23 protein-coding genes are annotated in these 21,301 nt (G+C 40.4%); 1 reads left to right on the forward strand and 22 read right to left on the reverse strand.

What is annotated here, in order from left to right:
• Positions 1 to 82 precede the first annotated feature (82 nt).
• Positions 83 to 664, reverse strand: a complete 582-nt coding sequence (locus tag CYCME_RS07460) for an SCO family protein (RefSeq protein WP_020932674.1) — start codon at positions 662 to 664, stop codon at positions 83 to 85.
• On the reverse strand, positions 651 to 1,481 hold the full coding sequence (locus CYCME_RS07465; RefSeq protein ID WP_015005868.1) for a cytochrome c oxidase assembly protein: 831 nt from the start codon (positions 1,479 to 1,481) through the stop codon (positions 651 to 653). The genes CYCME_RS07460 and CYCME_RS07465 overlap by 14 nt, the downstream gene beginning before the upstream one ends.
• Positions 1,482 to 1,678: 197 nt before the next feature.
• Between CYCME_RS07465 and CYCME_RS07470 the strand changes: the two genes are divergently transcribed.
• Positions 1,679 to 2,275, forward strand: coding sequence for a Yip1 family protein (locus CYCME_RS07470; protein ID WP_016390741.1), 597 nt, complete (start codon positions 1,679 to 1,681; stop codon positions 2,273 to 2,275).
• 30 nt (positions 2,276 to 2,305) lie between these two features.
• Here the strand turns inward: CYCME_RS07470 and lysS are convergent, their stop codons facing one another.
• The 20 genes from lysS to surE form a co-directional block, all read right to left on the reverse strand.
• Entirely contained in the window at positions 2,306 to 3,814 is a 1,509-nt protein-coding gene (gene lysS / locus CYCME_RS07475; RefSeq protein WP_015005866.1) for a lysine--tRNA ligase, read from the reverse strand.
• A gap of 3 nt (positions 3,815 to 3,817) precedes the next feature.
• A protein-coding gene (prfB, locus tag CYCME_RS07480) for a peptide chain release factor 2 (RefSeq protein WP_096910748.1) occupies positions 3,818 to 4,916 on the reverse strand; the annotation gives its coding sequence in 2 pieces (ribosomal slippage) (positions 3,818 to 4,840 and positions 4,842 to 4,916; 1,098 coding nt in all).
• Positions 4,917 to 4,938: 22 nt separating this feature from the next.
• Entirely contained in the window at positions 4,939 to 5,385 is a 447-nt protein-coding gene (gene sufU / locus CYCME_RS07485) for a Fe-S cluster assembly sulfur transfer protein SufU (protein WP_015005864.1), read from the reverse strand.
• Positions 5,385 to 6,626 carry an aminotransferase class V-fold PLP-dependent enzyme gene (locus tag CYCME_RS07490; protein ID WP_020932675.1) on the reverse strand — a complete coding sequence of 414 codons (1,242 nt, stop codon included), beginning with the start codon at positions 6,624 to 6,626 and terminating at the stop codon, positions 5,385 to 5,387. The genes sufU and CYCME_RS07490 overlap by 1 nt, the downstream gene beginning before the upstream one ends.
• Complete coding sequence (gene sufD / locus CYCME_RS07495) at positions 6,623 to 7,954, reverse strand: Fe-S cluster assembly protein SufD (protein ID WP_020932676.1); 1,332 nt, start codon at positions 7,952 to 7,954, stop codon at positions 6,623 to 6,625. The genes CYCME_RS07490 and sufD overlap by 4 nt, the downstream gene beginning before the upstream one ends.
• 2 nt (positions 7,955 to 7,956) lie before the next feature.
• The gene (gene sufC / locus CYCME_RS07500; RefSeq protein ID WP_015005861.1) at positions 7,957 to 8,709 is read right to left on the reverse strand and encodes a Fe-S cluster assembly ATPase SufC; all 753 of its coding nucleotides are present in this window, start codon (positions 8,707 to 8,709) and stop codon (positions 7,957 to 7,959) included.
• A gap of 27 nt (positions 8,710 to 8,736) precedes the next feature.
• Entirely contained in the window at positions 8,737 to 10,185 is a 1,449-nt protein-coding gene (gene sufB / locus CYCME_RS07505; RefSeq protein ID WP_015005860.1) for a Fe-S cluster assembly protein SufB, read from the reverse strand.
• The gene (locus tag CYCME_RS07510) at positions 10,186 to 10,656 is read right to left on the reverse strand and encodes an SUF system Fe-S cluster assembly regulator (RefSeq protein ID WP_015005859.1); all 471 of its coding nucleotides are present in this window, start codon (positions 10,654 to 10,656) and stop codon (positions 10,186 to 10,188) included. It abuts the gene before it with no gap.
• Positions 10,657 to 10,820: 164 nt separating this feature from the next.
• A complete protein-coding gene (locus CYCME_RS07515) occupies positions 10,821 to 11,042 on the reverse strand; it encodes an RNA-binding S4 domain-containing protein (protein WP_015005858.1) in 222 nt (73 codons plus the stop codon).
• 230 nt (positions 11,043 to 11,272) lie between these two features.
• On the reverse strand, positions 11,273 to 11,626 hold the full coding sequence (locus tag CYCME_RS13165) for a transglutaminase-like cysteine peptidase (RefSeq protein WP_020932677.1): 354 nt from the start codon (positions 11,624 to 11,626) through the stop codon (positions 11,273 to 11,275).
• A 3-nt stretch (positions 11,627 to 11,629) separates the two neighbouring features.
• Positions 11,630 to 11,929 (reverse strand): 4a-hydroxytetrahydrobiopterin dehydratase, encoded by a 300-nt coding sequence (locus CYCME_RS07525; protein ID WP_020932678.1) that lies wholly within the window; start codon positions 11,927 to 11,929, stop codon positions 11,630 to 11,632.
• A gap of 111 nt (positions 11,930 to 12,040) precedes the next feature.
• Positions 12,041 to 13,801, reverse strand: coding sequence for a single-stranded-DNA-specific exonuclease RecJ (gene recJ / locus CYCME_RS07530; RefSeq protein ID WP_020932679.1), 1,761 nt, complete (start codon positions 13,799 to 13,801; stop codon positions 12,041 to 12,043).
• A gap of 7 nt (positions 13,802 to 13,808) precedes the next feature.
• Complete coding sequence (thrC, locus tag CYCME_RS07535; RefSeq protein ID WP_020932680.1) at positions 13,809 to 14,951, reverse strand: threonine synthase; 1,143 nt, start codon at positions 14,949 to 14,951, stop codon at positions 13,809 to 13,811.
• An 8-nt stretch (positions 14,952 to 14,959) separates the two neighbouring features.
• Entirely contained in the window at positions 14,960 to 16,270 is a 1,311-nt protein-coding gene (locus CYCME_RS07540; protein ID WP_020932681.1) for a homoserine dehydrogenase, read from the reverse strand.
• A 64-nt stretch (positions 16,271 to 16,334) separates the two neighbouring features.
• Positions 16,335 to 17,519: an alanine transaminase gene (gene alaC / locus CYCME_RS07545; protein ID WP_015005852.1), complete on the reverse strand. Its 1,185-nt coding sequence runs from the start codon at positions 17,517 to 17,519 to the stop codon at positions 16,335 to 16,337.
• Between the two features lie 110 nt (positions 17,520 to 17,629).
• On the reverse strand, positions 17,630 to 18,493 hold the full coding sequence (gene rpoS, locus CYCME_RS07550; protein WP_016390749.1) for an RNA polymerase sigma factor RpoS: 864 nt from the start codon (positions 18,491 to 18,493) through the stop codon (positions 17,630 to 17,632).
• Between the two features lie 58 nt (positions 18,494 to 18,551).
• Positions 18,552 to 19,307, reverse strand: a complete 756-nt coding sequence (locus CYCME_RS07555) for a peptidoglycan DD-metalloendopeptidase family protein (RefSeq protein ID WP_016390750.1) — start codon at positions 19,305 to 19,307, stop codon at positions 18,552 to 18,554.
• A 1-nt stretch (position 19,308) separates the two neighbouring features.
• Complete coding sequence (locus CYCME_RS07560) at positions 19,309 to 19,884, reverse strand: YqaA family protein (protein ID WP_016390751.1); 576 nt, start codon at positions 19,882 to 19,884, stop codon at positions 19,309 to 19,311.
• 11 nt (positions 19,885 to 19,895) lie between these two features.
• Positions 19,896 to 20,552 (reverse strand): protein-L-isoaspartate(D-aspartate) O-methyltransferase, encoded by a 657-nt coding sequence (locus tag CYCME_RS07565; RefSeq protein WP_020932682.1) that lies wholly within the window; start codon positions 20,550 to 20,552, stop codon positions 19,896 to 19,898.
• Positions 20,549 to 21,301, reverse strand: a complete 753-nt coding sequence (gene surE / locus CYCME_RS07570; protein WP_016390753.1) for a 5'/3'-nucleotidase SurE — start codon at positions 21,299 to 21,301, stop codon at positions 20,549 to 20,551. The genes CYCME_RS07565 and surE overlap by 4 nt, the downstream gene beginning before the upstream one ends.

Consider the following 21,301-nt stretch of genomic DNA (forward strand, 5'->3'; position numbering starts at 1 on the left):
ATATTTACAAGCTGCTTTTTATCAACCCTGATACCAGACGATCAAAATCAGCCAGAGCATCGTGACTAAAAAACTCGTTAATTTATAAATTAACGAGTTTTTTCACATCATAAATCATGTCTTCTGTCGTTGATGACTGAGTTGCTAATAACTTTGCCTCACCCTTTGAATCAAAAACAAAAACCGCTCCACTGTGCGAAACCTCGTAATTGCCTTGGGCATCAGAGTCACCATAACCAAACGTCACACGGTATTTTTTTGTCATTTCTTTAACCGCTGATTCATCGCCACGAAGCCCAATAAACGCTGGGCCAAAAATATCCGTATATTTTTTAAGTTTTTCTACCGTGTCGCGCTTAGGGTCAACCGAGACAAATAAAACTTTCATCGAAGAGCCCTCAGGGTCAACGTCGGCTAACACCTGTGATAGTTGGTGCATGGTCGTTGGACAGATTCCTGGACAATTGGTAAAACCAAAAAATAACGCTACTGTGTAACCATGGTAATCACTTGCTGTCACCACCTTATTATCTTCATCAATAAGTTCAAAACTAAGGTCTGGTATTAAACCACTGACATTAGTTAAACGTGTCGGCTCGTCTTCAGCACATGCTGATAATGTGATAAGGATAGCTATAGCGGCAATGGACTTAATTTTTTTCATAATTTTCATTTTTTTGATAATTCAAACGGCGACGTAATACTAAAACAAGCCCTAAAACACTCATCATGCTAGCTGGAATCCACGTAATAATACCACCATAAATTTGATCAGCTATAGGGCTAATGGGCCATGCACGGCCACACACATCATATACATCATAAATAACATCGGTACTAAAGGTTAAATAAGCCCCTAATAATTGTTGAGGAACAACAACGACGAACATCATGATGATACGCGTTTTAAACCCCTTCCCTTCCCCACGCCATTCGGGGCCTAATACCAACCACCAAAATAAAAAGCCATCAAGAAGCATCGACCAGTTCATTACATAATACAACTTCTTACTGAGCATCGCTATAAAGTGAATGTCGGGTATTAGCCACAAATAAATTAAACCAACAAACAAAATAGGGGCTAACACAGGGTGTTGAATAAGGTGGTATAGACGCTCACAAGGCCACCTAATAAGTGTTGGCACAGACGACCAGCACGGCCAGTAATTCGGCAAGCCTTTACGCACAATTTCCACAGCACCCAGAACCATTAACATGGGTGCTAAATGATGCAAAACTAAATGCTGGAAACGATGCACCCAAAACATATACTGAGACAGGTAATCAATGTAGGTATGAGAAACAATATATATTGAGAACAAACCAATATAAAAACTGACTGCCTGCCAATACGTTTTAGCCGTTCTATCCACCCTCTTAATCGCCATAAAACCACGCGTATATAACCAAAAGAGCAATAAGAATGACACCATTAAGACAGGTGAAAACTCCCATGGTTTAAGGAAATCAAGTAAATGCATTGAAATGAATATTGTAAAAAAGCAAGATTATAACAAAGGTGTTACCCGGTACTGCATTAGCTTCATAAATATTCATTGCACAACAATTAAATTAATAATGATCTAGATCAAGAAAGTATTAATATTTAGAGATAGAGACTTAGATTAGTTCATACTTATTACTGAGATATCAGCCAATAATTTAAAAAGGAATTCAAATGATACTTAAACACCTTACCGGTAAATTCATACGATCAGATAAAGAATGGATTAAGATCCGTGATAGAAAAATCAGTATTGCTGAGTGCTTTTATAAATATATCCTTTTATTGACAGCAATCCCTGCAGTATCTGCTTTTATTGGTGCTGCAGTAATTGGCTGGGATATTGGCGACAGAAATTTTAGATTCACTTATCAAAGCACCATTCCACTTGCCGTCGCTTTCTATTTGGCTTGCATAATTGGCACCGCGATTATAGGTAAAGCAATCCATTGGATGGCAGCAACATATGGGGCAAGTAAAGATCTATCGACCTGTATGTTATTAAGCATTACGATACTTTCACCTTTCTTCCTGAGTGGTATTTTTGCCAGCGCACCCATCCCTTGGCTTATTTTTATTATGGGGCTTATCGCCATTGCTTATGCCGTTTATCTTTTATACACCGGCATTCCCATTGTAATGGGCATTAATCAAGAAAGAGGTTTTCTATTTGCCAGTGCTGTCCTTACTATCGGTTTAGTAACCATCGTTGGAATTTTAGTTGCGACAGTTAGTCTTTGGGCAATGGGCCTAGCACCAATCCATGCCTAAGAAATACACCTTAGAAATCGAGTAAAACGGTTAGTTTTCTAATTTCATATGAGGGAATAAAATTACATCCCTGATTGAAGCCGAATCAGTTAAAAACATAACCAAACGGTCTATACCAATTCCTTCACCTGCGGTTGGGGGCATACCCACTTCTAGTGCACGAATGTAATCTGCGTCGTAATGCATAGCCTCATCATCACCTGCTTCCTTATCTTCTACTTGCTGTTTAAAACGTTCAGCTTGGTCTTCTGAATCATTAAGCTCTGAAAAGCCATTAGCTACTTCACGCCCGCCAACAAAAAACTCGAACCGATCGGTTACAAACGGGTCTTTGTCGCTTCTACGGGCAAGCGGTGACACTTCTGTTGGGTACTCAGTAATAAACGTTGGTTCATGAAGCTTCTCTTCAACCGTTTTTTCAAATATCTCAATTTGAATTTTCCCTAGTCCATAACTGTCTTCAACTGGAATTTTTAAGCGTTTAGTCACTTCTAATGCAGCTTCTTTTGTTGCCAAGTTTTCCCGAGTTATATCGTTGTTATAATGCAAAATAGACTCAATAACCGACATACGCCTAAAAGGCTTACCTAAGTCATAATCCTCACCTTGATAATGAACGATATTGGTTCCAAGAACACGTTCTGTCAGTGAACGAAGCATATCTTCAGTTAAATCCATCATATCTTTGTAATCTGAGAACGCCTGATAAAACTCAAGCATTGTAAACTCAGGATTATGACGTGTTGAAAGTCCCTCATTTCTAAAGCTACGATTAATCTCAAAAACTCGTTCAAAACCACCAACGACTAAGCGTTTTAGATACAATTCAGGGGCAATACGTAAAAACAACTCCATATCCAAGGCATTGTGATGCGTTGCAAATGGTTTAGCCGTTGCACCACCTGGAATGACATGCATCATTGGGGTTTCAACTTCCATAAAGTTATGATCAACGAGGTATTGACGAATATAACTAACCACTTTACTACGTGTTTGAAATACCTTTCGTGACTCTTCGTTCATAATCAAGTCAACATACCGCTGGCGATAACGTTGTTCTTGATCTGTGAGCCCATGAAATTTTTCAGGTAAGGGCTGTAAAGACTTTGTTAGCAATCTAATTGATGCAACGCGAACTGATAACTCACCCGTTTTGGTTTTAAATAAAACGCCTTCAACCGCTAGAATGTCACCGATATCCCAACTTTTAAATGTTTGATAATGCCCTTCAGGCAGGCTGTCTCGTTGAACGAATAGTTGCATACGCCCAGTCATATCTTGTATGTGAGCAAAGCTCGCTTTACCCATAACGCGTTTACCCATTAAGCGGCCAGCTAAAGAAACGTTAACTGCTTTAGTTTCTAATGTTTCTTTATCAAATTGATCATAGTCGGCTTGTAAGCTTTCAGCATAGTGTTGGCGCTTAAAATCATTAGGGTAAGCATTGCCTGATTTTTTTATCTCAGCGAGTTTTTCACGACGAACCGCAATTAATTTATTCTCATCGTGCTCTGGGTTATTGTTCTTTTGTTCACTCATCACTTAAATTCCACTTTTTAGACTGGCTTCAATAAATTGGTCTAACGACCCATCGAGGACTGCTTGTGTATTGCCAGTTTCGACACCTGTACGTAAATCTTTAATTCTTGATTGGTCTAATACATAAGACCTAATCTGGCTTCCCCAGCCAATATCTGATTTGCTTTCTTCTTGCTCTTGTTGATCAGCCATTTTCTTTTGCATTTCTAGCTCATACAGCTTAGCTTTTAATTGCTTCATTGCTGTGGCTTTATTTTTATGCTGCGATCGATCATTTTGACATTGAACAACCGTATTGGTCGGTTCATGTGTAATGCGTACAGCAGACTCTGTTTTGTTAACATGCTGCCCACCTGCCCCACTGGCCCTATACACATCAATTCTCAAATCAGCTGGATTGATATCAATATCAATATCATCATCAATTTCTGGTGATACAAAAACAGCAGCAAAAGATGTATGACGACGGTTACCTGAATCAAATGGTGATTTCCGCACTAATCGATGCACACCAATTTCAGTCTTTAACCAACCGAATACATAATCTCCTTGAATAGACACTGTTGCACTTTTAATACCGGCCACATCACCAGCTGAAATCTCGATGATATCTGTCTTAAAATCATGTTGCTCCGCCCACCGCAGGTACATACGCAAAATCATTTCAGCCCAATCTTGGGCCTCTGTGCCACCTGAGCCTGCTTGAATATCTAAGAAAGCATTATTTGCATCCATCTCACCTGCAAACATGCGTTGAAATTCAAGTGCCGCTACTTTTTTTTCAAAAGATAATAAGTCTTCTTCTATTGTCGCGACTGTCTCATCATCATCTTCGTCAACAGCCATTTCCAACAGATCACTTGCATCTGCTAACGCGCTAGTTAATTCATTAATAGTATTGACAACAAGTTCTAGTTGGCCACGTTCCTTACCCAATGTTTGTGCTCGATCAGGATCATTCCATACGTCAGGGTCTTCTAATTCGCGTAAAACCTCGGTTAAACGCTCGTCTTTTGTTTCGAAGTCAAAGGTACCCCCTAAGCGATAAAGTACGCTCTTTTAGGTCACTAATCTTATTAATGATTGGGTTAAGCTCACGCATGGCTAAAAGTTACTAAAGGTGGTTATTCGGTTGTTACCGGTTCTTCTGACCCTTGTAACAAAGCATCTAACGTATGCCATGGTAATGTTGCACATTTAACACGTGCAGGATATTCACAGACACCTGCTAATACGGCTAGTTTTCCAAGCTCGTCCATTTCAACATGCTCACCCGTTGCCATTTTATGGAACAATGAAAATAGGTGTTGAGCTTCTTCTTCGGTTTGCCCTTTAACGATATCTGTCATCAATGATGCGGAGGCTGTTGAAATTGCGCAACCTTGACCCTGAAAGCTAGCATCACTAATTTTACCGTCTGAAAATTTTATAAAAAGCGTTAATCGGTCTCCACATAATGGATTAAAGCCGTCTATTTGACGATCTGCATCGTCCATCGCGCGGAAATTTCTTGGGTTTCTATTATGATCAAAAATAACTTCTTGATATAGATCTCTTAAATCATCCAACATTAGCCAAACATCTCTATTAAGTTTTCAATTCCAGCCATCAAAGCATCGACTTCTTGATGCGTATTATACATTGCAAATGAAGCTCTCGCAGTGGCAGGCACTCCAAAAAAATCCATCACAGGCATTGCACAATGATGCCCTGCTCTAACTGCAATACCTTGATGATCCATCATCGTACCAATATCATGCGGGTGGATACCGTCTAAAACGAACGACATAATCGCTCCTTTTTCTTTAGCCGTACCAATAACTCTTAATTTATCAATACGTTTAGCTTGTACTACAGCATAGTTTAATAATGCATTTTCATGCGCTGCTATCTCATCAACCCCAATGCTGTTTACATAGTCTATTGCTGCGCCTAAACCAATCGTTCCAGCAATGTTTGGTGTTCCCGCTTCAAACTTATACGGTACTTTGTTATAGACCGTCTTATCAAATGTAACAACACTGATCATGTCACCACCACCTTGATAAGGCGCCATTTGTTCAAGTTGCTCCATTTTTCCATACAGAGCACCAATACCGGTTGGTGCGTACAATTTATGCCCAGAAAACACATAAAATTCACAATCAAGCGCCTGCACATCAACTGAAATATGAGGAATTGCTTGAGCGCCATCCACAAGAACAGGAACATCATGCTGATGAAGCTGGTCGATTAGTTGCTTAATTGGGTTAATTGTTCCCAACGCATTGGACATGTGCGATATAGCCGCAAACTTAGTTTTGTTGCTTATCAATGCTTCAAACTCTTCCAGCATCAGCTCACCATGCTCATTAATTGGTGCCACCTTTAAGCTAGCCCCTGTTTTTTTGCATAACATCTGCCAAGGAACAATATTGGAATGGTGCTCCATCGCGGTGATCAATATTTCATCGCCTTGTTTAATTGTTTCTGCTAAGCCATTGGCGACTAAGTTAATAGCTTCTGTCGCCCCACGGGTGAAAACAATTTCTTTTTCTGATGCTGCATTCAAAAACTGTTGAACAGTTTTACGCGCATTCTCATACGATAAAGTAGCCCGTTCACTTAATGTATGAACACCTCGATGGATATTAGCATTATCGTTTTCATAATAGTTAACGATACTGTCTATCACCTGCTTAGGTTTTTGGCTTGTCGCTGCATTATCAAGGTATACCAATGGTTTACCCCGAACTTGCTGATCTAAGACAGGAAAGTCCTGACGGATTTTATCAACATCATACGCGGCTAAATTTTCTACTGATTGATTCATAACCACTCTTTTTTCATACCGGCCTGTGGGAAGCGTTTAAGCAAGTTTGCTAACAAGGCCATTCTTAATGGTTCAAAACTAACTCGCTCAATCATTTCGTTGGCAAACGCGAAGGTCAACATATTTTTTGCAGTTTGGTTGTCAACGCCCCTAGACTGCAAATAGAAAACAGCTGCATCATCAAGCTGACCAACCGTTACACCATGAGCACATTTAACGTCATCAGCATAAATTTCCAATTGTGGCTTGGTGTCAACTTCGGCACGATCGGATAACAATAAATTTCTGTTATTCATTGCTGCATCAGTTTTTTGAGCATCTTGCGCAACAATAATACGCCCTTGGAAAACACCCGTTGAATGGTCGCCTAAAATTCCTTTATAGAACTCATTACTAACAGCGTGCGGCTGTGCATGATTTAAGCGCGTATGTTGATCCATATGCTGACGATCTTGTCCAACATATAAACCATCCATAGTACAGTCAGAGGCTTCTCCTAGGGTTGCATGAGCCTCCGTGCGCGAGATACTTGCACCAAAAGTGTAACTGTTCTGATTAAATATTGCATTTTTCTCAAGCCGTGAATAAACACCACCAATATGATAGGCGCTTGTAGATTCAGATTGTAAACGGTGGTGTGATAAGTTTGCATTCGGCTCAACAACCACTTCGCTGACAACGTTTGTAAGATAACAGCTGTCATCAACTGCATGATAGGTTTCAATGATTTGTGCTTTTGATGATGCTTGAGCAAGTATTAAGTTTCTTGTATTACTCAGTGTTAATGCGCCTTGTTTTGATGAGATAAACGCTACCTGAATCGGTTTATCGACCACCGTGTTTTCCTCAATACAAATCAACGCACCATCAGAAAAAAGAGCGGTATTAAAATTAATGAACCCTAACGCTGGTGTTTCTACTACAGAATCCAATAATGACTTAATAAGCGCTTCGTTATCGACTAGGCCATCACTCAAAGCGGAAACAATCACACCATTCGGTATATCCTTAAGCGAAGAAAGCTCAGCTTGATAAAAGCCGTCAACAAACACGATGTGATGGCAGTCATCTAACAAGACACTATCGACAAATGCAGAATCGACCTGTCCAGCGACATCGGGCAGTGTAAATTGATTCTTTTCTATCGGCGTAATATTCGTATATCGCCACTCTTCTTCACGAAACGTTGGAAAACCACTAGCAGAAAATTGCTCTGCCGCTTGTTTACGTAGATTAGCTAACCAATCAAACCCTTCACCAAGAAGCTGTTTTTTTTGATCTAGCACTAAGCCAGTGTAATGAGTATTTGGTAAATGCGTAACAGACATAATTAACTCGCTAATTTTTCGTCAACCCAAGCATAGCCTTGCTTTTCAAGTTCTAATGCTAGTTCTGGACCACCTGACTTAACGACTTGTCCATGAGCTAATACATGAACGTAATCAGGTTTAATATAATCTAGCAAACGCTGGTAATGAGTCACTAAAACAAATGAACGTTCAGGGTTACGTAGGCGGTTAACGCCTTTAGCAACGACTTGAAGCGCATCAATATCTAAACCAGAATCTGTTTCATCTAACAAACATAATGACGGCTCTAATACTGACATCTGAAGAATTTCATTACGCTTTTTCTCGCCACCAGAGAACCCTTCATTAACGGCGCGGTATAGAAACTTTTCATCCATATCGAGCTCTTTCATTTTTCCTTTTACCATGGAAATAAAATCCATCGCATCAAGCTCTGGTAAGCCGTTAAATTTACGCACACCATTAAGTGCAGCCTTTAGGAAATAAATATTGCTCACGCCTGGGACTTCTACCGGGTATTGAAAAGCCAGAAATACGCCTGCCCAAGCACGCTCTTCTACACTCATTTCAAACAAGTCTTTACCGTTAAATAATACACGGCCTTCGGTTATTTCATAGCCTTCTCGACCAGAGAGCACGTATGACAAGGTACTTTTACCAGAGCCATTTGGACCCATAATCGCATGTACTTCACCAGCGCCAATTTCTAAATTAATACCTTTAAGAATTTCTTTTCCTTCTACACTGACGTGTAAATTTTCAACCTTTAACATATCTTTATTCCTTAACTATTTTATTTATTAACCAACACTGCCTTCAAGACTAATGCCAAGTAGGGCCTGCGCTTCAACCGCAAACTCCATCGGTAATTCTTTAAACACTTCTTTACAAAATCCGTTCACAATCATCGAGACAGCATCTTCGGCAGAAATGCCTCGTTGCATGCAATAAAATAATTGGTCTTCACTGATCTTAGAGGTCGACGCCTCATGTTCGATGGTCGCAGTAGGGTTTTTTGTTTCTATATACGGAAAGGTGTGCGCGCCACATTGGTCACCCATTAACAACGAGTCACATTGTGTATAGTTTCGAGCATTTTCAGCACCTCGACCTACTTTAACAAGACCACGATACGTATTTTGCCCATGCCCCGCCGAAATACCTTTTGAGATAATTGTACTACTCGTATTCTTTCCTTGGTGGATCATTTTTGTGCCGGTATCTGCTTGTTGGTAATTATTTGTCAACGCAACTGAATAAAACTCGCCAACAGAATTATCACCCTTCAAGATAACACTGGGGTATTTCCACGTAATCGCGGAACCTGTTTCAACTTGTGTCCAAGACACTTTGGCATTGTCTTCACGACAATCAGCGCGTTTTGTTACAAAATTATAAATACCACCAAGGCCGTTCTCATCACCCGGATACCAATTTTGAACAGTTGAATATTTAATTTCAGCATCTTTCAAAACCACCAATTCAACCACTGCTGCGTGCAATTGGTTTTCATCGCGCATAGGCGCTGTACAACCTTCTAGGTAACTGACATGGCTACCTTCATCTGCGACAATTAAGGTTCGCTCAAACTGTCCGGTATTAGCCGCATTAATTCTAAAGTAAGTAGACAGTTCCATTGGACAGCGAACGCCCTTAGGAATGTATACAAATGAGCCATCACTAAACACCGCAGCATTCAACGCTGCATAAAAATTATCATACTGTGAAACCACAGTGCCTAAGTACTGTTTAATCAACTCTGGGTGGTCTTTAACCGCTTCTGAGAATGAACAAAATATAACACCCGCTTCAGCTAGTTTATCTTTAAACGTGGTCGCGACAGATACGCTATCGAACACAGCATCAACGGCCACACCGGCAAGACGCATTTGCTCTTCCAGTGGAATTCCTAATTTGTTATAGGTACTGATAAGTTCAGGGTCCACCTCATCTAAACTCTTAGGCCCATCTTCCATACTTTTTGGCGCTGAGTAATAGCTGATATCCTGAAAATCTATTTTAGGAAATTCAACAAACGCCCACTCGGGGTGCTCCATTGTTAGCCAATGTCGATATGCTTCTAATCGCCATTCCAGCAGAAACTCAGGCTCTTCCTTTTTTGCTGACAAGGCTCTGATAACATCTTCATTTAGGCCTGGCGGAAAAGAATCTGATTCAATATCCGTCACAAAACCATCTTTGTACGCTTGACCTATCCTATCTTTTAAATTTTCATTAGATGCTGACATCTAGCTCTCCACTTTTAAATCACTTGTTTTGACCATTTCTGGCACACTAAAATTAACTGTTTGCTGCCTAACCGGGGTAATCATATCTGCCAGACTAACCGCCTCAATAGCGGTATAGACGGCTCTGTTTATTAAATGCCAATTACCCTTAACTTCGCACGAGGCTTCCTGTTCACATAGACCTGAAATCGTACTGCATTCAGTCATACTAATTGGGCCTTCTATCGCGGTAATTATGTCAGCCACGTTTGTTTCACTGGGGGAGTTTACTAATGCGTAACCACCTTTAGATCCACGGTGAGAGACTAAAATGTTATTTTTTGTTAACAATTTAAGAATCTTACTCACGGTGGGTAACGCAACACCTGTTGCATTGGTTAAGTCAGAAGCAGCATGAAGCGCATCTGGATGATGAGCAATATGCGTCAAAATAACGCTCGCGTAATCTGTAAGTTTACTGACTCTTAACATAATAACCTCATATATAGGACTATTTTAGTACTATATAGGTTCAATGTACACCTAAAATCTTAAGTCTGAGCCAGTTATGCACCTAAAAACAACAAGCTAGCGCCCTGTTTTTTAATTATTGAAATCAGTTAAATTCTAAAACTAAACGTGCCAAATGATAAACCTTACGTTGCTGACCCTAATTTAATACGCAACGTTTCACCGGCAAACTCCACAACATCGCCTGAAACAATTTTTTTACGTTTCCTTGTTTCTATCTCACCATTTAACAAGACCAACCCTTCACTGATGACCAATTTTGCCTCGCCACCACTGGCAACCAGATTTTCAAACTTCAACACTTTATACAACTCTACTGGTTCCTTTGGAATTTCAACGTCAATCATAATTATTATTAACTCTTTATGGGCAAAATGTTTTTGCTTTTTCGTCTGGCAAATCATAATACTGATACAAACAAATCATGGCAGGTTCATTTGAAGCCTCGACGTTCATACTTTGAAGCAATTCTTGCTACAGCCCCACGCGATCACTGCTCCCTGCATAGCGTGCCGTTGCATTACGTTTTGTAAGCCATAAACCATTTGCATTAAAACTATACACCGGTAGTAAATCATTACGCTGAGATGCCCATCGCTGTTAAAGCAAAATACTTTGCAATTGATAGATCTTCACAATCACCGGCCTTAGTCACCAGAGTTTGTAAAGGTGTTGCCCAATAGTCTTGCTTTCCCCAGTGATAAATATCATAAACAAACTCAACTTTGTTAACAAAATCATTAACTGCATTCAATTTATCAATATCTGGCTTTTTAGCCCCTTGCTCTATCAGCGTTTTCCATGCCTCAATACGCTGTCGAGTTTCAGGGTTAATTCCATCTATTGAATGAGGGTTTTTCGGTGCACCAGCACAAGCTATTAGTGAATTAATAACTACTATGACGAAGAAATGTTTAAAAATAGCTTTCATCAATTAATGACTGAGTATTTCCATAATTTTGGCCAACTCAAAATCTTTTTTTGATAACCCGCCTACTTCATGTGTTATCAAATTCACATTAACTGTTTTATAAACATTAAACCACTCCGGATGATGACCAAGTTTCTCAGCATAAAGAGCCACCTTTGTCATAAAGCCAAACGCCTCGATAAAATTTGAGAAGGTAAATGTCTTAGCCAACTTTCCACTCTTCAAGATCCAATGAACAGATGTAAGCTGATTTAAAAGAGCAAGCTCCCCGTCAATTTCTAACTTTGAATATTGTTCAACCATCTGATCCTCCGAATTTGTGATACATCATTAGCAAAAGATCTAAATATGATTCAAATAATTAGGAGCTAAACAAAGGCCGTTAATCATTTTCTTCTCTACTGCTAAACGCATTTAAAATTGCTTCACTTCTTCTAGATGCCTAACTAATAATTGCACCCTTGAGCGCCCCATATAGGTGTTAACATCTAATTGATAAGCAACAACCACCTCATTTAAACCAATAATACTGCCTGGATTATCTACATTAAAATAAATCGCGTCTATCACTCTGTTGTTACTTAACGTCTCAAAAGATAACTTCACGTGTTTTTGTGACAAAATTCGCGCTTGCTTTACCTTAAAACGACCAACAAAAACCGGTTCCGGAAAGTTTTGACCCCAAGGTCCAGCTTGTCGAAGTGTTTCAGCAAATGTTAAATTAATATCGTTATCAGGCACCTCTCCGTCTACTAATAACACATCATCAGGCAATTCATTATTAAGACGTTTTTTAACGGCTACATTAAATGCCTCGATAAATAGGCTTAAATTATTTTCATCAATCGTCATCCCTGCCGCCATTGCATGACCACCGAATTTTTTTAATAACCCAGGGTGTAAACTAGCCACATCGTCTAGCGTATCTCTTATGTGTAAACCGGGGATCGAACGTGCTGAGCCTTTTACATCTTCACCATCACCCTTTGCGAAAGCAATCACTGGTCGATTAAGTTTTTCTTTAATTCGCGATGCCAGTATACCTATCACACCTTGATGCCAGTATTCATCGAACAAACAAACACCCCATTGATCATGTTGATGCTGACTTGGTTTTAACGAAGCCAAAATCTTGTATGCATCTTGTTTCATATCCTCTTCAATTGAACGACGCTCTATATTCAACATGTCCAATTGCTCAGCCATATCGCGTGCCTCTTGTTCACTATCGGTGAGCAAGCATTGAATACCGAGAGACATATCATCAAGTCGCCCGGCGGCATTTAACCGTGGACCAATAGCAAAACCTAAATCACTAGAAACAACACGCTCTGGTTCACGCTTAGCAATATTAAGTAAGGCAATAATCCCTGGAACGCATTTTTTTGCTTGTATCCTAAGCAAGCCTTGATAGACCAATTTACGGTTAAGCTCATCTAGGGGTACCACATCTGCCACCGTACCAAGCGCTACAATATCGAGTAGGTTTGCAAGATTAGGCACTGGTTGCTTATCAAACACACCTTCAATTTTTAAGGCGGCTCTCAGTGCCAATAAAACATAAAAGATGACGCCAACACCCGCTAAGGATTTACTAGGAAACTCATCACCCTGTAGTTGTGGATTAACGATTGCATCTGCATTTGGTAGTGTTTTAGGTGGTAAATGATGATCGGTAACAATGACTTGGCAGCCTTTCTTGATAGCATGCGCAACCCCTTCCACACTAGAAATACCGTTATCTACCGTGATTAATAAATCTGGCTTTAACTCTAGTGCAACATCAACAATTTCAGGCGTTAGGCCATAACCAAATTTAAAGCGGTCGGGTACAACAAAGTCTAAATTAGTTGCACCCAACATCCGTAAACCTCTAATAGCTACCGCACACGAAGTGGCACCATCCGCATCAAAATCAGCCACAATGAGTATTTTTTGATCTGTTTTAATTGCCGTCTTAATAAGGCTGACAGCTTTATCAATACCTGAAAGGCGTTGATAATTCGGTAAGTTCTTTAATGTACGGTCAAGTTGTTGCTCATGGGTAACCCCACGATTTAAGTACACTTGCCGTAAAACAGGATGTAAATCTGGCAAAGCGTCTGAATCATGGCCAGTTGACTCACGATGTTTTATAACAATAGATGAGCTTGCTAATTCGGTTTCGCCCGCCATTACGGCATTATAACTTGTCTAAAATAGCCGCTTTAACAGCATCCAATGACGCCTCAATGGCGTTAGAATTTACCGCGCACTGCGCGATGGCCGTATCGGGGTCTTTCAGCCCATGTCCAGTTAAGGTACAAACAACCGTACTGCCCTCAGGGATTTTGCCGTTTTTTATATCACGAATAGCACCGCCAACAGAAGCAGCAGACGCAGGTTCACAGAAAATCCCTTCTTTTTCAGTGAGTAACTTTTGTGTTGCAAGAATTTCTTCATCAGTCAGCAAGTCAAACCAACCACCTGATTCCTTTTGTGCCGCCCACGCTTGATCCCAAGATTGTGGTCGCCCAATACGAATTGCTGTTGCTACTGTTTCTGGTTCATCAATCATTTCACCTTTTAAGAAAGGAGCTGCGCCAGCTGCTTGATAGCCCACCATCACAGGGCGCTTAGCGGTTGCATATTGCGTACGATCATATTCGCAACCACCTTCACAAAATGCACATGAATCGGTTACGTGCTCACCGGCTGGTTGTGCCATTTCACTATACCCAATCCAGTGAGCTGTAATGTTTCCAGCGTTACCGACGGGTAAACAATGATAATCTGGCGCTTTACCTAAGGCCTCAACAATTTCGTAGGAGGCAGTTTTTTGGCCTTGCAAACGATAAGGGTTAATAGAGTTAACAATGGTTACAGGCGCGTGCTCTGCAACCTCTTTAACCAATTGCATCCCATGATCAAAGTTACCTTTAATTTGTATTATTTCTGCGCCGTGAATCATTGCTTGCGCCAATTTACCTAACGCAATTTTTCCTTCAGGAATTAATACAAAGGCTTTAATACCTGCACGAGCAGCATAGGCCGCTGCTGATGCCGAGGTATTACCTGTAGATGCACAAATAATAGCCTTACTACCCTCTTCGACTGCTTTTGTTACCGCCATCGTCATGCCACGGTCTTTAAAAGAACCCGTTGGGTTCAAGCCTTCATACTTAACATAAATATCGACATTTTTACCAATCAACGCCGGAATATTCTGCAATTGAATAAGCGGCGTATTCCCTTCACCTAAACTAATCAAGCGTGTGCTGTCAGACACTGGCAACACAGTTTTAAATTTGTCTATTAGACCGATATAACGATTTCCTGTTGGCATAGTCATTCCTATTGTAACGATTCGACACGAATACGAACCGCTGGTTGATTGATTGAATCAAGTGATTCAATTTCTGTTAACGCGTTGATCAGTGATTTTTCAACAACGCTATCTGTCAGTAAAATTACTTGAGCCTTATCACCATGTTGCTCTGGCTCTTTTTGCTGAACTGCTTCGATGCTAATACCATGGTCTGCTAAGATTTTCGTAATTGCTGCCATAACACCGGGTTTATCTTCGACAGACAAACGCAAATAAAATGCGGTTGTAATACTTTCAATCGGAAGAATCGGTAATTCTTCCAGCCCTGAGGTTGCAAAACCTAATGCAGGCACAGCATTTACTGCAGGCGTATCTAAGTCTCGACAAATATCGATAATATCTGCGATAACAGCTGACGCTGTTGCCTCTGCACCGGCCCCTGCTCCGTAATATAATGTTGGTCCAACTGCATTGCCTTTCACTACAACGGCATTCATCACACCATCCACATTGGCAATAAGCCTTTTTTCTGGAATTAACGTTGGGTGAACACGCATTTCCACACCCATTTTTGTTTTTCTCGCAACACCTAAATGTTTAACACGGTAGCCCAGCTCATCAGCATAGGCAATATCTAATGGGGTGACTGTTGAAATACCTTCTGTATAGACTCGCTCGAAATTAAGCGGCATACCAAAAGCTAATGAGGCCAAAATACACAGTTTATGTGCGGCATCGATGCCTTCAACATCATATTCTGGGTCTGCTTCAGCATAGCCTAGCTCTTGCGCTTCTTTCAATACATCTGAAAATACACTGCCTTTTTCAAACATTTCGGTCAGTATAAAGTTACCCGTTCCGTTAATAATTCCGGCTAGCCACTCTATGCTATTTGCGCTGAGTCCCTCACGCATCGCTTTTACAATTGGAATACCACCAGCAATAGCAGCTTCATAAGCCAGCGTTACTTTGTTTTCAGCAGCAGCAACAAACAACTCATTACCATGGTTCGCAATAAGCGCCTTATTTGCTGTGACTACGTGCTTACCTTTAGATAAAGCCTCAAGAATTAAAGACTTCGCTGGTTCTATACCACCCATAAGCTCGACCACTATCTGAACATCAGGGTCGTTGATAATCTCTTGCGAATCTGTCGTTAGGTGCAGCGTATCGGTATTACAAATTCGTGGGCGCGTTATATCCCGTGCACTTGCTGAACTAACAACAATTTCACAACCACTGCGACGTGATATATCTTGAGCATTTTTAGTTAAAACATTAACTGTACCGCCGCCTACCGTACCTAGACCTAATAGCCCAACCTTTACAACTTTCAAGCGATTCCCCTTCGTTCAATTAAGGGCGCGATTATACAGGATTTAACCTCGGACGAAAAAGCAGTTATGCCAGATTATCGTTTCGAAACATTTGTTTAATACCCCGAACAGCTTGACGTGTTCGGTGAGTATTTTCAATTAACCCGAAGCGCACATATTCATCACCAAAATCACCAAAACCAATACCCGGAGATACCGCCACCTTTGCATCTTTTAGCAACTTTTTAGAGAATTCTAAAGAACCAAGAGAGCGATATTGTTCAGGGATTTTTGCCCATACAAACATGGTTGCTTTAGGTTTTTCAACCGCCCAACCAATTGCATTAAGCCCGTCACACAACACATCCCTTCTCTCTCTGTATAAGGTACGTATCTCATCAACACAATCTTGCGGACCTTCTAGTGCAGCAATTGCCGCTACTTGAATAGGTGTAAACATCCCATAATCCAAATAAGACTTTATACGTGCTAATGCGCCCACCAATTCTTTGTTTCCACACATAAAGCCCACTCGCCAACCAGGCATGTTGTACGTTTTTGACAACGAATAAAACTCAACAGCAATATCTTTAGCGCCTGGAACCTCAAGAATAGACGGCGCCTTATAACCGTCAAATACAATTTCTGCATAGGCATTATCATGCACGACCCAAATGTCATGCTCTTTAGCCATTTTTACTACTTTCTCAAAAAACTCTAAATCAACACACTGCGTTGTTGGGTTACCCGGAAAGTTTAATACCAACATTTTGGGTTTTGGATACGACGTTTTTATTGCTTTTTCAAGTTCACTAAAAAAATCTACTTCAGGGCTAATTGGAACATGTCGAATATCAGCCCCCGCTATAACAAAACCATAAGGGTGTATTGGATAAGCTGGGTTGGGAACCAGCACGGCATCACCGGGGCCAAGAGTCGCCATTGCTAAATGCGCCAAACCTTCTTTAGAACCAATGGTAACAATGGCTTCTGAGTCAAAATCTAGGTCTACGTCATATTTTGTTTTATACCAACCACAAATAGCTTTTCTTAAACGAGGGATACCTCGTGAAACGGAATATCGATGAGTATCACCACGTTGAGCGGCTTCGGTCATTTTATCAACGATATGTTGAGGAGTTGGCTGATCAGGGTTACCCATACCAAAATCGATGATATCTTCGCCTGCTGCACGCGCTTGTGCCTTTAAATCATTAACAATATTAAAAACATACGGTGGGAGACGTTGTATTCTAGCGAAATCATGCATATTGTATCAGGGCCATTATGTAAGACGAGATGAGCGCGATACAGTACTCATCTGCATTTTAACTGTCAACATTAATGTAATACAAAGGACCCAATCAAGGCCCTGCATCACTAATGTAGTAGAACAGATGCTGACATTCCTTCATTTTCAAGAATCGAGCGCAATGATTTAAGTGCATTCATTTGTATCTGCCTAACACGCTCTCGAGTTACCCCCATTTCATTAGCTACTTGCTCTAAAGTAGATGCATGGTAGCCACGAACACCAAAACGACGAGAGATCACCTCTCTTTGCTTATCGTTCAACAGTTCGAGCCAAACTGTCAGGTTCTCTCGGACTTCTTCAGACTGTAAAATATCAGTAGGTTCTTTAGCATCTTGATCAACAACCGTATCTAAGACTTGTTGGTCAGAGTCTTGCGAAAGAGACGCATCCAGTGATGAAACATTATCAGCGTGCATACGAAACATTTTTTCAATGACCTCTACAGGCTTACCTGTTACTTCAGCCACTTCTTCAGCACTGGCTTCACGATCGAGTTGTTGACTGAGTTCACGGGCTTTTTTGAGATAAATATTCATCTCTTTGATAATATGAATTGGCAAACGAATCGTTCTGGTTTGATTCATAATCGCTCTTTCAATTGTTTGTCTAATCCACCATGTTGCATAGGTTGAAAATCTAAAACCTTTTTCGGGGTCAAATTTTTCAACCGCACGAATCAACCCTAAGTTTCCTTCTTCTATTAGGTCCAGCATAGGAAGACCACGGTTCATATAACGTCGTGAGATTTTAACCACTAACCGCAAATTACTTTCAATCATTCGCTGTCTTGCTGGGTGATCCCCTTTTTGCACAAGACGACCATAAAATACCTCTTCTTCAGCGGTTAATAAGGTAGATTCACTTAATTGATTTAGATACAGCTGAGTTGGGTCGTTAGTAGTTGTTTTTGATTTTTTATTATCGTCCATAGTATTCTCTCAGTCTGATTTTTTATCAGATGATTTATTAGTTAGCATTTCCTTGCATTTACTTTCTTAATACTGGCATATACTCTAGTATCGAAACTGCCTTACCGTGACGCCTCATTTCGAAAAAAAGAACCCGACGGTTTTTATTGTCGACACCTATTTCTGCTATAACCTCACCTTTTTTAACAACGCTGCCTTCACTGACTAACACACGTTTGTTATAACCATAGGCCGTTAGGTACTCTTCATTATGCTTCACTATTATGAGGTTACCATAGCCCTTTAAACCACTGCCTGCATAAACAACCTTACCACTTTCACTTGCTTTAACCTGCTCACCGGTTTCTCCAAATAACACCAGACCAGATTTAACAAGGCCTTTCTCAAAGCTTGTAACGTTTATCGGCCACTGCCAATTTAACTTTAACCTTTTTTGATAATTATTTGAAGTACTCTTCGTTATCTTTTGTTTTTTAAGTGTTTTTTTGGCTGGTTTTAATGATTTATTCTTATCATTTGTTTTTAAATTGCTACCAATTAAGGTCAATTTCTGACCTTTATAAATTGTATAAGGCCATGAGATATTATTCCATTGAGCTAATGTTCGGTAATCTTTACCATTTTGCCAAGCAATTGAATACAAGGTATCGCCAGCACGAACGATATGTACTTTAGATGAAGTTGATTTCGTAGGTAAATGATTATTATAGACTGGCGCATGAACACTAGAGCCACCACAAGATATGAGCGTGCAGATTACGAGCAAAACACTTATTAAAGTAACAGTATCTTTAATGGCTTTTAAGCTAAACACGTTAATAAAATCTAGAGATTAACAACCCCATAACAATCATCGCTGTCACGATCCAACCAGTTACCTCTATGTAGTCATTGAGTTTGTTTTTCAAACTATTACCACCTAACGACACCAGGAAAGCCACTAAAAAGAACCGTGCCCCACGACCGACTAGAGAGGCAAGGACAAAGGGGATAAACATCATACCGAGCAAGCCTGCAGCAATCGTAAACAACTTATAAGGAATCGGTGAGAAGCCAGCTATTAAAATTGCCCAAAAGCCCCAATCTATAAACCACGCGTTTACATGTTCCAATTTCTCACGGTAGTGAAACATTTCAATAATCGGTTCTATCAACTCAAACGAAAACATTCCAATTAAATAACCAAATACTCCGCCAATAACTGAACCAATAGTGGTTATCATTGCAAAATAAAAACTTTTCGACGGTTTTGCTAAACACATTGGTGCCAACATAACATCTGGGGGAATGGGGAAAAATGAAGATTCTGCGAAACTTAAAGTAAAAAGGTACCAGTTAGCTTTTGGGTGCTCCGCCCAAAATAAAACCTGCTGATATAAACGTTTAAACAATCTAACGCCTCCTAGGCACGCCCTTTTAAAAAAGGTACGAAACTAACTTCTTCAATCGTTTCAACTTCATAAGCCGATTCTGTTCTAGTCACTCGCTGTAAAACTTGTTGCCCTTCTTTACCAACAGGAATAATCAGCCTAGCACCAATGGTTAGTTGCTCTAATAATTTCATAGGAATCTCAGCAGGTGCGGCGGCCGCCAAAATAGCCTGATAAGACCCACATGCCTTCCACCCCCAACCGCCATCTGAATGTTTGAAACTTATATTTCTAACCCCTATATCAGCCAACACTCTCTTTGCTTGTTCTTGCAACGGCCTGATTCTTTCAACTGAAAATACTCTGGGTATTAAACTGGCCAAAATAGCAGATTGATAGCCCGAACCAGTTCCAACTTCTAAGACATTTTCAGGCAAACCATCTTCAATCAATAGTTCAGTCATACGCGCAACCATATACGGTTGCGAAATGGTTTGACCATGCCCAATTGGTAGCGAGGTATTCTCATAAGCCCGACTTGATAAGGCTTCAGCCATAAATAAGTGCCGCGGTACTTTTCTCATTACCGATAACACCCGCTCATCCTTAATACCTAGTTCTTTTAAATGAACAATAAGCCTGTCTCGGGTGCGCTGCGAAGTCATCCCAATGCCTGTTAAGTCTTTCATAAAACGAGCTCTTCAAGCCAATCATTTAATGTATTTAAACGCTGGTAGTTGGTTAAATCAATTTTTAACGGCGTAATCGAAACATAACCATTTTCAACAGCATAAAAATCTGTTTCTTCACCAGCATCTTGCTGCGCGCCAGGCGGCCCTACCCAGTATATTTTTTTATTCCTTGGGTCACGCCCCTCTATTACCGGCTCTGAACGATGTCGTTGACCAAGCCTTGTTGCTTTAAGACCCTTTATCTCTGTTAATGGCAAATCAGGGACATTAACATTTAAAATTGTATCGGCCGGAAGCTCTTTAACTATCAATTGATTGAGTAACAGCACAGCAATATTTGCCGCTGTTTCAAAGTATCTTGGCTTACTAGAGGTAATTGAAATAGCAATTGACGGTAAGCCTAAAAAGCGCCCTTCAGTTGCCGCAGCAACCGTACCGGAATACAAAACATCATCACCCATATTTTCTCCGTTATTAATGCCAGAGAATACAATACTGGGGTCTTCTTTTAACAAGCCTGTAATCGCTAAATGAACGCAATCTGTGGGGGTTCCATCAACACTAAAGTAACCATTATCCATTTGCTGTACTCGCAGCGGCATATCCAGTGTTAAAGAGTTACTCGCCGCGCTTCTGTTTCTATCCGGCGCGACCACAGTAACACGAGCTACTTCAGATAGTTTATTCGCCAATGCCGACAAACCAGGGGCTAAATACCCATCATCATTACTTACTAAAATATGCAT

Source organism: Cycloclasticus zancles 78-ME, from assembly GCF_000442595.1.
Classification (GTDB): Bacteria; Pseudomonadota; Gammaproteobacteria; order Methylococcales; family Cycloclasticaceae; genus Cycloclasticus; species Cycloclasticus pugetii.